The following is a 12,408-nucleotide window of genomic DNA, read 5'->3' as shown; positions in this document are numbered from 1 at the left end:
GGGCGCGGCCATGGCGCGCGCGCGAGTCCGCCACCCTCACCGGGTTGGGTTGCCGCGAATGGCCACCGGGCGGGCCGCGCAGCGACAAACTGCGGCAAGTGAAGCAAGGTGCCTCGCGCACCAGGTCCGAAACGCGCGTGAGGGGTCAGGAAGTGTCGCTGTGCGTCAGCGCCGGCGACACTTTCTGACCCCTCACGCGGGGTGAGAAACCCTCAGTTGATGAGGGACTCGTAGATCTCTTTGCACTGCGGGCAGACGGGGAACTTCTCGGGGTCGCGCCCCGGCGTCCACTTCTTGCCGCACAGCGCACGCACCGGCTTGCCGCTCAGGGCGGACTCGAGGATCTTGTCCTTCTTCACGTAATGCGAGAAGCGCTCGTGATCACCGGGCTCGATGTTCTCTTCGCGGATGAGCTCTTCGAGCTCACGATCCAGGGTCGCGAGACCCCCGCTGTCAGGACTGTCGAGAGGCGTGCTCATGGAGAGCCAGTGTAGCCGCGGTACGCCCCGAGCGGTCGGTGCGAGGCGAGGTCAGGTCGCTTCGGCGAACTCCATGAGCCGGGTTCCGCGACGTTCGAACAGCGCCGCACCGACGGTGACACCGATGACGAGCACGACTGCTCCGGCGCCGACGCCGACCCAGAGAGCGAGCATCGAATCGATCTCTTGACCGTTGATCGCCTGCCACGTGAGCCACGCCGCGGGCGAGGCCGCCGCGATCGCTCCGGCCATCACGAGACCCTGGGCGACGACGCCACCCGAGCCCGTGCGCTGCGGCTGCTGGAACGGGCTGTCACCCGGCCGCGACACCGCGTAGGGAGCAACGACTGACGAGATGCTCGACAGTCCGAGCCCGGCCAGGAACAGCGCCGCGCAGACGCCGACCATGGCGGGGAAGATGGCCCAGCGCCCGTGGGCGACGGTGGCGAGCGGCAGGGTGATGGCGAGGATCGGGATGCCGATGAGCAGCACCGGAACGAGTCGTCCGATGCGGTCGGGAGCCCCGCGCATGCCGCTGGCGATGTGCATCCACAGCGCAGTGGAGTCGTAGGCGAGGTCGTTGTGCGGCAGCCAGCCGAAGAACAGCGCCATGATCGGCACCGGCAAGAGGACGGCGAGTTCGAACGGCACCCCGGCGACCAGCAACGGCACCGTCGAGACGACGGCGGCGATCGGCACGATGATGACGTTGACGATGTAGCGACGGTCGCGCAGCCAGTACGAGAGGCTGCGGGCGGCGACCGCTCCCCCGGGCGTTCCGGGCAGGATCGCGAACCATCCGAGACCGCCGCGCTCGCGCACGGCGATGGGGCGGCGGGTCGTGGTGAGCAGGGTGTTGACGAGCGCGAACCACGCCAGGGCGAGAACGAGCACGGTGGCCAGGGCCACGACGAAGCTGCCCACGGCGGCTCCGGCCGAGGGCGCGAGGGCGATGCCCCACGCGGCGCCGATCGGCGTCCACGCGAGAACCTCGGCGGCCGACGCGAGTTGCGAGGGCACGGCGCCGCGCCACTCGAGCGAACCGAGGAAGACACCCACGGGCACGACGACGACGAGCACGGCGACCAGGTACACCCCGATGAGCTCGCGCGACTGCCGGGGGCGCTGGACGAGAGCGCCGAGCGCCATGCTCACCCGCGCGAAGAGCACGCATGTCGTGAGCCCAAGGACCACGGATGCCACGCTCGCCCAGGCCGATGCTCCGTGAGCGCCCCACGCGACCGCGAGGCTCACCCCGAGGGTGAGGACCACGAGCACGGGGACGCTGAGGAAGCCGGCCAGCAGCAGCGCTCCGGCCAAGGGGCGGGGTTCGGGGCCGACGACGGCGAAGCGCCGGGGGTCGAGGGGGTCGATCGACGCGGTGACGGGCGGACCGACCGCGAAGCCGAGCGTCACCGCCGAGCCCGCGAGCACCGTGACGACGGCCGTGGTGAGGTTGCTGGCATCCGCGAGACCGGCCGCGCTCATCGCGGCCACGACGGTGGCGGCGATCAGAATGACCACGCCGATGGCACGCCGGATGACTTCGCGCCGGTCGCCCCGCAGGGCGCCCAGCATCATGGCGAGCCTCAGGCGGAGAACGTGTGCAACCACTCGAGGCCCTCCACGTCGCCGAGCCCACCGGAGAGCTCGCGGAAGCGCTCCTCGAGCGTTCCTTCGCCGCGCACCTCGTCGACGGTGCCCTCGGCGAGCACCTGACCCGAGACGATCACCGCGACCCGCGAGCAGACGCGTTCGACGAGCTCCATGCCGTGGCTCGAGAGGATGACCGTGCCGCCGTGCTCGACGTACGTGCCGAGGATGTCGAGGATGACGGCGCTTGAGACGGGGTCGACGGCTTCGAACGGCTCGTCGAGCACGAGCAGGCGCGGCGAGTGGATCATCGCGCCGGCGAGCATGACCTTCTTGGTCATACCGGCGGAGTAGTCCGACACGGGACGCGACAGCGCCTCGACGAGGTCGAACGCGCGGGCGAGGTCGGCCGTGCGGCTCTCGACGAGCGGGGCGGGGAGCCCGCGCAGAGCGCCGTAGTACGACAGCAGCTGGCGGCCCGTGAGCCGGTCGAAGGTGCGCAGCCGGTCGGGCAGGACGCCGATGAGCTTCTTCGCCTCGCGCGAGCGCTTGCCCGCGTCGACGCCGTTGATCGTGACGGTGCCGCGATCGGGTCGCAGCAGTCCCGCGATGATCGACAGGGTCGTGGTCTTGCCGGCACCGTTGGGGCCGACCAGACCGTAGAACGCACCGGCGGGAACGGTCAGGTCGATCGCGTCGACCGCCCGCAGCTCGCCGAAGCTCTTCGTAATCGTCCGGAGCGCGAGAGCAGGGACGGCGGTCTCGTCAGCGGATGCCGTGGCCCCATCGACCGCGGGCGCAGCCACGATTGCGGGCTCGAGGTCGTCGCCGTTGTGGGCGGCGTCATCGTTCGCCTCGTCGTCGCTCGGCTCAGCCGAGACGGCAGCGAACACGGCGGTCTCGGGCTCGGGCGTCTCTTCAGCTTCGACCGATGCCTCCGCTCTGTCGGGGGCGACACCGTCGGCGAGAAGCACAGACTCGTCCGACCCCGCCGCGACCTCGTCCACGCGCACGTCGGCGGGGGTCGGGTCGTGGGGCTCGGCCGCGTCGTCGATGTCGGAGGTGCCGGCGGACTCGGCGACGGCGCTCGACGCGTCGCCCGAGACCTCGGCTCGGGCGTCGTCCTCGAGCGGCTTCTCGGTGACGATCTCGGCGACCGGCTCGGCGGCGAGCGCCAAGGCGGACGCAGACACCGACGGAGACGCCTCAGCGGGCTCGAGCTCCGAAACGTCGACGGGCCCAGACTCGGACACCGACGCGTCAGTGGCCTCGACCACGGGCTCTTCGACGGCGACATCGGCGGGCGTGGGATCAGCCACAGGCTCCGCATCCGCCGGTTCCAGGTCAGCGTCAGCCGCCCCGGCCGAAGCCAGCTCAGGCGCAGGCTCCCCGACCGCCACCTCCGGCGCAGCCGCAGAGTCACCAGCGGGCTCCCCGACCGCCGCCTCCGGCGCAGCAGCAGAGTCACCAGCGGGCTCCTCGACCACCACCTCAGCCGGCGCGGCCTCGCCCGAGGGCTCAGCACCCGGCAGCGGCGGGCGCGGGGGCACCACGATGTCGTCGGGGAGCAGCGGAGGGATGCCGACACTCGGCGCGACCGCATCGGTCGCCCTCGTCGTCGCCTCGTCCTGGGCAGCCTCGAGAGCTGCGGCCTTCGCCGCGGCTGCCTTCGCCGCCGCCGTCTGGCGCGGGGCGGCCGGCTTCTTGGGAACCGCCGGCTTCGCTCCGGCGGCGGGCTTCGCTCCAGCGGCGGGCTTCGCTCCAGCGGCGGGCTTCGCACCCGCGGCCTTCGACGCGGCCGTGGTGCGCGGGGCAGCAGGCTTTCGCGGAGTCGCGGGCTTCTTCGCGGCGGCCGTGCGGGCGGTCGCAGACGTGCCCGACGCGGCGCGCGCGGCCGTCGTGCGCGGGGCACGCGGCTTCGCCGGCGGCTTGGGCGCCGTGGCCGACTCGGACTCGGCGTGGTCCGACGCCGTCGCCGCAGCGGGGCGCCGGGGCGCACGCGGGGTCGTCGTCCGCGGAGCGCGGGGCTTGGGCGGGGGCGACATCGAGGCTTCGGCGCTCGCCGACGCGCCCTCGGTATCTGAAGAGGACTTTTCGGGGGGCACCGGCAGCGACGCTGTCATCGCACCAAACTACCAACCCCCTCCGACACCGACCGACGCCTGGTCGCGCGCCGCACACACTCACAGATAACGAAAAGCCCGGCGACCAGTGCGAAACATTTCATCTGAACGGATGACGTCGGATGGCGGCATCCGGTCGGCTTTCCGCGCCGCTCCGCACGAGAGGTCGAATTGTGTCGCTTCGCGTCCCCACGGGGCGACACTTCTTGACCCCTCACGCCGCTTGGCGCTTCGGGAGCCGCTTCACCCCGCCGTCAACCGCCCCCGGCCGAATCGCCACCGGGGTGAGGATGGAGGCATGGCTGAGAAGGTGCACCGCATCCACACCCTGCCCGACGACGCCCCCTGGAAAGGGGGCCTCCCGCCGGTGGGGTCCGAGGAGCACCCGCGAACGATCCGTCTGCTCGATCGCGTGCTCTCGGTGCAGCGACCCGTGGTGCTCGCGCATCTGCGCAGCGTGCGGTTGCGGCATCCGGATGCCACCGTCGACGAGATCCTGAGAATCCTCGAGCGCCGCTATCTCGCGGCCGTCACCACGGGTGGAGCTGCAGTCGGCGCCACGGCCGTGGTGCCCGGCATCGGCACGGGCGTGACGCTCGCGTTGAGCGGGGTCGAGACCGTGGGCTTCCTCGAGGCGACGGCCTTGTATGCGCAGTCGGTCGCCGAGGTGCACGGGGTCGTCGTCGAAGACCCCGACCGCGCCCGCGCTCTGGTTCTCGCGCTCATGCTCGGCAAAGAGGGCATCGACCTCGTGTCGCAGCTGGCTTCGCAGGCCGCCGGTCGCGGCGTCTCGCGCTCGAGCTACTGGGGAGAGATGGTGACCAAAACGCTCCCCCGCGCCATGGTCGGGCCGCTCGTCGACCGCCTCAAGACGACGTTCGTGCGGCAGTTCGCCACGCGGGGCGGTGCGTCGTGGATCGGCAAGGCGCTGCCGTTCGGCGTCGGAGCCGTCGTCGGGGGTGCGGGCAACCACATCCTCGGCCGTCGTGTGCTCGTCAACGCCCGTCGCGCGTTCGGCACTCCCCCGCTCGCGCTCCCGGCCGACCTCGAGCCCACGCCCGGCAGCGAGCGGCTCGAACGCGCCGCGGTGGGCGGTGTCCGCCGCGTCGGCGGCGCCATCGCCGGGGCCGGTCGCCGTACGGGTTCGCTGGCCCGCAAGGCCCTCCCGGGGCGCAAGAACCGCCCAGAGAAATCGGAGCTCGACGCGGGCGACGACGACCGCACGTCGGCATCCTGAGGCTCACCCTTTCTCATCGACACGGGGGCGCGCGCAAGACCTTCGCGATGCGAAGACCCGCGCGTTAGCCTCGCGACATGGGCGACCTCCTCGATCTCCTCGCTGTCTGGATGCCGCGTCAGCGCTGGTACGGCACGAAGGGCCGCGATCCGCGGCTGACTCTCGTGGCCGACTGGCCGCTCGATGCCGCCGATGCGCGACTGCTGCTGGTGCGCGACGAAGCCGTGCAACCGGCGATCGTGTACCAGGTGCCGGTTGCGCGCCGGCCGGAGGGGTCCGTTCCTCCCGGGAGTCTGATCGGCGCCGCCGACGACGGGCTCGTGTGGACGGATGCCACGACCGACCCCGCCTTCACCGATGCGCTGTACGCGTTGGTGACGGTCGGCGGCGAGGTGGGTTCGGACGAGGACGGGTTCCGGGGTATTCCGCTCGGGGCGACGGGCGGGCGGGCGTTGGCTCCGCAGATGACCGCGCGCGTGCTGAGCGGCGAGCAGTCGAACACGTCGATCATCTACCGGCCCGAGGGTGAAGAGCCGGGTGTACCCGTCATTTGCAAGTTGTTCCGGCAGGTGAATCCGGGGATTAATCCTGACGTCGAGCTGCAGTCCGCTCTAGCCGCCGGAGGGGCCGCTTTCGTGCCCGGAGCGATCGGCGAAGTCCGCGGAATCTGGATGACGCCCGAGGGTGTTCCGGTCAGCGGATCGCTCGCTTTCGCTCAGGAATTCTTCGAGGGAGTCGAAGACGCGTGGCGCGTCGCGCTCGACGCCGCGGCCGCCGGAGAGGACTTCGCCGACCGCGCGTACGCCCTCGGAGCGAGCGTCGCCGGCATGCATGTGGCGCTCGCCGAGCAGTTCTCGACCCTCGATCCGAGCGAGGCCGACCGCTCCGCGATCACCGGCGCGTGGGAGAGACGACTGACGATCGCGCTCGGGGAAGTGCCCGCTCTGCAGCCCTACGAGGAGCAGATCCGCGACGTCTACGCCCGCGCTCTAGCCGCGAAATGGCCTGCTCTGCAGCGAATTCACGGCGATCTGCACCTCGGTCAGGTGCTCGACACGCCCTCGAACGGATGGGTGCTCCTCGACTTCGAGGGCGAGCCCCTTCGTCCGATCAACGAGCGCCTCCAGCCCGATGTCGCGGTCCGCGATGTGGCCGGCATGCTCCGCTCGTTCGACTACGTCTCGGGTGCCGTGGCCGACGACGACGGCGAGGCCGTGCGCGCGTGGGTCATCGCCGCGCAGCAGGCCTTCCTCGACGGATACGCCGACACGACGCGTCGCCCCCGCACCGACGACGATCCCCTGCTCGAGGCGTTCGAACTCGACAAGGCCGTGTACGAAGCGATCTACGAAACGCGAAATCGCCCGGACTGGGTGGGCATCCCCCTCGCCGCCATCGGGCGCCTGGCGCCCTTACGCTGACGGCTCACTCCCTCACGAGAACGCCACCCCGCACTGTCTGGCGGGGTGGCGTTTTCGTCGCTCGGAGCGGATCAGCTCGTGGGCATCGAGCCCAGGGTGACCTCGGCGGTCTTCTCCTGGCCGGAGCGGTTGTAGGTGATCTCGGCCTTGCTGCCCGCGGCGAGCGCGCGCACCTGGGCGGTGAGGTCGATGGAGTTCGTCACCGGGATGCCGTTGACCTTGGTGATCACGTCGCCCTTCTGGAGTCCGGCAGCCTGCGCCGCCCCTCCGCTGGAGACGTCGGCGATGTAGGCACCGGTCGTGGTCGCTCCCTGGATGGAGGCGGCATCCTGAACCGAGGCACCCAGGAGGCCGTGCGTGGCGGAGCCGTTGTCGATGATCTCCTGCGAGATGCGCTTGGCGATGTCGGAGGGGATCGAGAAGCCGACGCCGATGTTGCCGGACTGTCCGCCCGACGACGATCCGCCGGCGCTCGCGATGGCGACGTTGATGCCGATCAGCTTGCCCTCGTTGTTGACGAGCGCTCCGCCGGAGTTGCCGGGGTTGATGGCGGCGTCGGTCTGGATGACGGCGATCTTGATCGTCTGGTTGGCGGACTGCTGCTCCTGGCCCTGACCGAAGTCGAAGCGGAACGGGCTCTCCTGACCCGGCTCCTGCTGCTGCTGGTCGGTGCCGTCGCTCGGGGCGGCCGACGAGGCGACCTGGATCGAACGGTTCAGCGCGCTGACGATACCGGTCGTGACGGTGTTCGGCAGGTCGAGCGGGGCGCCGATGGCGATGGCGTTGTCGCCGACGTTGAGCTTCGACGAGTCGGCCCACTCGATGGGGGTCAGGCCCGAAGCGTTGTCGAGCTTGATGACCGCGAGGTCGTAGGTGGGGTCGGTACCGACGACCTTGGCCGAGTAGACCTTGCCGTCCGAGGTGGTGACCGAGATCTTGGCGCTGCCGCTCTGACCGTCGAGGGTGACCACGTGCGTGTTGGTGAGCACGTAGCCGTCCTGGCTGAGGATCACGCCCGAACCGGTGCCGCCCGACTGCCCGGCCGTCGCGCTGATGGTGACGACGCTGGGGACGACCTTCGCGGCGACCGCCGAGGTGTTGTTGACGCTGTCGGGGTTGTTGACCGTGATGGCCGAGGGGCCTGACGCCGCCGAGGTGTTCGAGCCGCCCCAGAGGTTGAGGCCGGCGTAGGTGCCGCCGAGGCCCGCGCCACCGCCGACGAGGGCGGCCGCGACGAGCAGGGCCGCGACGCGCGGCACCGAGCTCTTCTTGCGGGGGGCGGTCGACGTCGACGACGGCATTGCGAGGGTGGGGTGCGCGTCGGTGGCGGCGGGGCCGAAGGCCTGACCGGTCGGCGTCGACGCACCCGAGGGGGCCGAGGCATAACCGGGGTGCTGCGGTGCGGTGCCGGCGGCGGGCGGGGGCCAGGCGGCGGCGGCCGAGGCCGGCGAACGCGTGGGCACCGGCGGCACGTCGTAGCGCGGCGCAGCGGGGGTGGTGGACTCGGGCTGCGGCGACGCGGGAACGGCGCCGTTCGCGGCGGAGTTGTCGAGGTGGCTGTTGTGGTCGCCCGCGGGGCGGTTGTCCGTGTTGTCGCTCATGGGATGCTCCTTGTTCCAGGTGCTTCTACGATGACCACCAATCCTGTGGACCACCTATGACGGGCGTGGGCCCTCTCTATGGGTCTAGCAGTAAGCGACCGCGAGGCATTCCCGCTTGCGCCGGCGCGCCGTGCGGCATCCTGGATCCATGCGACACATCCCCGGCGCTTGGCAGCGCACCGCCCGCGGCGCGGGCCTGCTCGCTCCCGACGGCTCGTCGGTCCCCACGATCTTCGCCGAGATGAGTGCCCTCGCCACCGCGACCGGGGCTCTCAACCTGGGGCAGGGATTTCCCGACGAGGACGGGCCCGAAGCGGTGCTGGATGCCGCCCGCGCGGCCATCTCGTCGGGCGTCAACCAGTACGCGCCGGGGCGCGGCTTTCCCGACCTGCTGGCCGCCGTCGCCGAGCACCAGCAGCGCTTCTACGGGATCGAACTCGACCCGCAGCGCGAGGTGCTCATCACGGTCGGGGCGACGGAGGCGCTCGCCGCGACCCTGCTCGCCCTGGTGGACTCCCCCGACGACGAGGTCGTGGTCTTCGAGCCCTACTACGACTCGTACGCCGCCTGCGTGGCCCTCTCGGGTGCCACGCTCGTGCCGGTGCCCCTGCGGTGGCCCGACTTCCAGCCCGACCTCGAGCGCCTGGCATCCGCCGTCACCGACCGCACGCGCGTGATCCTCGTGAACGACCCGCACAACCCGACGGGCACGGTGTTCTCTCGCGAGGTGCTCGACGAGGTCGTGCGCCTCGCCCACCGGCACGACGCGATCATCGTCACCGACGAGGTGTACGAGCACCTCGTGTTCGACGGGCCGCATGTGCCGATCGCGACCCTCCCCGGGGCGGCCGAGCGGACCCTGTCGATCTCGTCGGGCGGCAAGACGTTCTCGCTAACCGGGTGGAAGACCGGCTGGGTCACCGGCCCCGCCGACCTCGTGTCGGCCGTGCTCGCGGTCAAGCAGTACCTGACCTACGTGGGCGGCTCACCCTTCCAACCGGCGATCGCCGTCGGCCTGCGCCTGCCCGATGCCTTCTTCGCCTCGGTCGCGTCGGAGATCGCCGCCAAGGCTGCCCTGCTGGGCACGGGGCTCCGCGCGGCGGGGTTCGACGTCTCCTCCCCCGCGGGCTCGTATTTCACGGTTGTGGATGCCGCCCCACTCGGCGCCACGGACGCCGACGCGTTCTGCCGCGAGCTGCCCGCCCGCGCCGGAGTGGTCGGCATTCCCCTCACCGCCTTCGTCACACCGGAGCACCGCGGCGACTACGCCACCCTGGTGCGCTTCGCCGCGTGCAAGCGCGTGGAGGTGCTGCAGGATGCGGCGGGGCGGTTGGGGGGGATGGGGCGAAGCTGAACTCGCTCGATCTTCAGCTGTCGCAGCGACGGCACGACCCCTCCGACCGCACACGCGGACCCAACAATCAAGGGTGGCTTCGAATGTAGACGCGTCGACTGACCCTCAGATGAGTCGCGCGACGAATCGCAGACCGACGACCTCAGCTTCATCTCTCGCCCGCGTCATCTGAGCACGATGATCACGCTCCTAGACAACGCCTCGGTCCCCGTTCTCACCCAGTTCGCTCTCGACGAGGACGGTCTGCATCACTTTGACAGGATCGATACCCATCTCGTGTGCGAGACGGCCGATCGTTGATGCTGCTACCTGCGACAGCATCAGAGTTGCGACCTCTGGCCGCAATCCGGAGCAATCGAGCAGCGCCGAGCAGAGATGTGTAACCGTTCCCCAGCCCTCCGCAGGATCGGCCCCGGCGTTCACGGAGTCGATCTGCATGATGTGCGCGCGGATCAGAGCCGCTGCCGTGCTTCGTGCTGCTGCCGTTGGATCGACCATTGCAACACCCTACAAAAGCGATAAGTGGGCCATATAGCGAAACGCTATGAGATAAGCCGCCAAGGGCTAGCTACCACCGTGGCCGCACGTCGATCATTTGCGAATGGTGCACAAAAAGCAAAGGTGCCCGGTCGAGCCGCTGATTCTATGGCCGGGCAGTAGCCATTCAGGCCAGGAATGTGTGCATCTACCGTAGTCGACGTCCGGCAGCTGACGTTCCTCGTCGGCGCTTAGGGGCTGATCGGATTCACCGATGTGGGCAGCGCCAAGTAGGTGCTGTTCTCGACCTGACCGCCGGAAGCATCCCGCCGCGACGCCATCACTATGCCGGCCGCCCAAAAAAACGGGATCGCCCCAAATGGCGCTTCGAGCACGACACCAAGAAGCGCGACAGGCGTGATCGCGATAACAATCAGGGACGCCGCGGCGAACAGGTCGCTCTCGCCTATCCGCTGACGGCGCCGATATATGTAGAAGCCAAGGCTGACGAGCCAGCTGGCGGCGAGCACAGTGCCAATGATGCCAAGGCGCGCGTAGGTGCCCACGAGCCAATTGTGCGGGCTACGCACGTTCTCGTAGGTTGTTCCTTCAAGATAGGCAAGCGTCCCGGACTGCTCAAGGAAGTTGTTCCCGAACCCGCTGCCAAAGACGGCCCTCCCCGGCTCCGCGTTCGTCCACTCGATGACCTGCTGCCACGTCAGCTCTCGTGCGCGCTGCGTGCCCTGCGCGTTGAGCTCCGCTTCGGCACCGCTGGACGCGGCCGGAAAGAGGGTCACTATGATGCGCTGACCCGCCGTTGTCGTCGGAAGGATCAGGAGCGCAGCTGCGAGCAAAGCCGGAACCGCCATCACCATAAACAATTGCCGCCCCCTCGACCGGTGCGATGCCGCGAATGTGAGCGCGTAAGAGACAGCGAGGGAAACGACGAGGCTGATCTGGCCAGCGCGGGTATTCGTGGTCACGAATACGACAGCGAGACCGCACGCAATCGCTAGCAAGTTCCAAAACACGCGGCGACGCAGAAGCACCTGGCGTAGGCTCAGCGCTGCCGCGATGCTTACAAGGGCAACGTCGATGTCGGGGCGAATTTGAAAGACGGGCGCGTTTCCGATGGGCCCCAGAATGGCGAAGCCTCGCTGCAAACCGGTTGCGGAGACCGCGGTCACCCACACCAGGTGAAATGTGAGCGCCCATCGCAACACCCGCGCTGTCGCCTGCTGGGTAGTGGCGTCCGAGCGCATGAGCGCGTACCCAGAGACGAGAGCGAGGCCACCGTAAAGGAACGGGATGGCGTCGCGGAGGAGGTCAATCGTTGGCGCCTGCCCGATGGAAAGTACCGCTCGAATGACGACGTACGCGAGGAAGGCGAGGAAGAGAGGCGTTGTGGCGAACGGACCGGGGCGCCTCTCAGCCGAGCCTCTCGTGAAACGCCCCGCGGCGAGGTGGGCAACCGCGAGCGCAATCAAGCCGTCGGAAATGAAGAAGGGGCTAATTCCAATGTTGGTCCCCCAGCGAGATGTGGCGAGGGCGAAAGCGACGACGATGGTCGCGGTGAGCAGCCGGGGCCGCGTACTGGTCGTCCGCTGGATCACAGGGGAAACCCTAGTACGCAGTCTCAACCCCATCTCAGCACAAGCGACGAAACACCCAAGGCGGGCCGCCGGCTCCTTATCGCCGCGCCAAGCGTTCACCCGCCTGAGTTGCGTTCAGATCATCGGATTGAAAGAAACATCGGGTCGTGCGGGGCATGGGAGGGCCCTGTAGCAGTTCATGGCCACACTGCTCCGCATCCACCAAAGCGCAAAACCGTCGATCCGACTCGGGTAGGCCGACTCCGCGGAGTCTCGTTCGTCTACGACCCCGTCGGGTTCCGATCACAGTGGCGGCGAACTCCAGCGGCCGGCGCGAAAGATCGGTGATCCCTGAGTCGGCGTCAGGCTTCATCTGTTGTGCACCGCCGAAACGCAGGCCCTTGTCACTACCGTGGGATGCAACGAGCGCCTGCCAGCAGTTGGAGTTTCCAAGTTCGAACCGCGGTGGGGCCGTTTGATCCGTAGTGTAACCCCGGAGCTTGAGCATTGACGAAAGGGCTCCGAACGTAC

Annotated in this window: 11 protein-coding genes; 5 read left to right on the top strand and 6 right to left on the bottom strand. The window is 69.3% G+C overall.

What is annotated here, in order from left to right; translation table 11 throughout:
- The coding region (locus tag ASE56_RS17780; protein WP_235557006.1) for a hypothetical protein at positions 1–188 on the top strand (188 nt) is incomplete at its 5' end.
- A 24-nt stretch (positions 189–212) separates the two neighbouring features.
- On the opposite strand, the gene ASE56_RS13150 is transcribed toward ASE56_RS17780, so the two are convergent.
- The 3 genes from ASE56_RS13150 to ASE56_RS17775 are packed head-to-tail and all read right to left on the bottom strand — an operon-like array spanning position 213 to position 3,391.
- Positions 213–479: a DUF3039 domain-containing protein gene (locus tag ASE56_RS13150; RefSeq protein ID WP_056230575.1), complete on the bottom strand. Its 267-nt coding sequence runs from the start codon at positions 477–479 to the stop codon at positions 213–215.
- Positions 480–530: 51 nt separating this feature from the next.
- Positions 531–2,060 (bottom strand): hypothetical protein, encoded by a 1,530-nt coding sequence (locus tag ASE56_RS13145; protein ID WP_327037369.1) that lies wholly within the window; start codon positions 2,058–2,060, stop codon positions 531–533.
- An 8-nt stretch (positions 2,061–2,068) separates the two neighbouring features.
- Entirely contained in the window at positions 2,069–3,391 is a 1,323-nt protein-coding gene (locus tag ASE56_RS17775; RefSeq protein WP_235557005.1) for an ABC transporter ATP-binding protein, read from the bottom strand.
- 259 nt (positions 3,392–3,650) lie between these two features.
- Between ASE56_RS17775 and ASE56_RS17770 the strand changes: the two genes are divergently transcribed.
- The 3 genes from ASE56_RS17770 (at position 3,651) to ASE56_RS13125 (ending at position 6,853) form a co-directional block, all read left to right on the top strand.
- On the top strand, positions 3,651–4,265 hold the full coding sequence (locus ASE56_RS17770; RefSeq protein ID WP_056230566.1) for a hypothetical protein: 615 nt from the start codon (positions 3,651–3,653) through the stop codon (positions 4,263–4,265).
- A 228-nt stretch (positions 4,266–4,493) separates the two neighbouring features.
- Positions 4,494–5,432, top strand: coding sequence for a hypothetical protein (locus ASE56_RS13130; RefSeq protein ID WP_056230563.1), 939 nt, complete (start codon positions 4,494–4,496; stop codon positions 5,430–5,432).
- A 77-nt stretch (positions 5,433–5,509) separates the two neighbouring features.
- The gene (locus ASE56_RS13125) at positions 5,510–6,853 is read left to right on the top strand and encodes a phosphotransferase (RefSeq protein ID WP_056230562.1); all 1,344 of its coding nucleotides are present in this window, start codon (positions 5,510–5,512) and stop codon (positions 6,851–6,853) included.
- A gap of 71 nt (positions 6,854–6,924) precedes the next feature.
- On the opposite strand, the gene ASE56_RS13120 is transcribed toward ASE56_RS13125, so the two are convergent.
- Complete coding sequence (locus tag ASE56_RS13120) at positions 6,925–8,454, bottom strand: S1C family serine protease (RefSeq protein ID WP_056230560.1); 1,530 nt, start codon at positions 8,452–8,454, stop codon at positions 6,925–6,927.
- A 148-nt stretch (positions 8,455–8,602) separates the two neighbouring features.
- On the opposite strand from ASE56_RS13120, the gene ASE56_RS13115 reads away from it, so the two are divergent.
- Positions 8,603–9,808 carry an aminotransferase class I/II-fold pyridoxal phosphate-dependent enzyme gene (locus tag ASE56_RS13115; protein ID WP_056230558.1) on the top strand — a complete coding sequence of 402 codons (1,206 nt, stop codon included), beginning with the start codon at positions 8,603–8,605 and terminating at the stop codon, positions 9,806–9,808.
- Between the two features lie 189 nt (positions 9,809–9,997).
- Here the strand turns inward: ASE56_RS13115 and ASE56_RS17055 are convergent, their stop codons facing one another.
- Complete coding sequence (locus ASE56_RS17055; protein ID WP_156371724.1) at positions 9,998–10,306, bottom strand: hypothetical protein; 309 nt, start codon at positions 10,304–10,306, stop codon at positions 9,998–10,000.
- Between the two features lie 230 nt (positions 10,307–10,536).
- Entirely contained in the window at positions 10,537–11,898 is a 1,362-nt protein-coding gene (locus tag ASE56_RS13110) for an O-antigen ligase (RefSeq protein ID WP_056230556.1), read from the bottom strand.
- Positions 11,899–12,408: the final 510 nt, after the last annotated feature.

It is taken from the genome of Microbacterium sp. Leaf203, assembly GCF_001421275.1.
GTDB lineage: Bacteria > Actinomycetota > Actinomycetes > Actinomycetales > Microbacteriaceae > Microbacterium > Microbacterium testaceum_A.
This window is presented reverse-complemented; position numbering and strand designations above follow the sequence as displayed.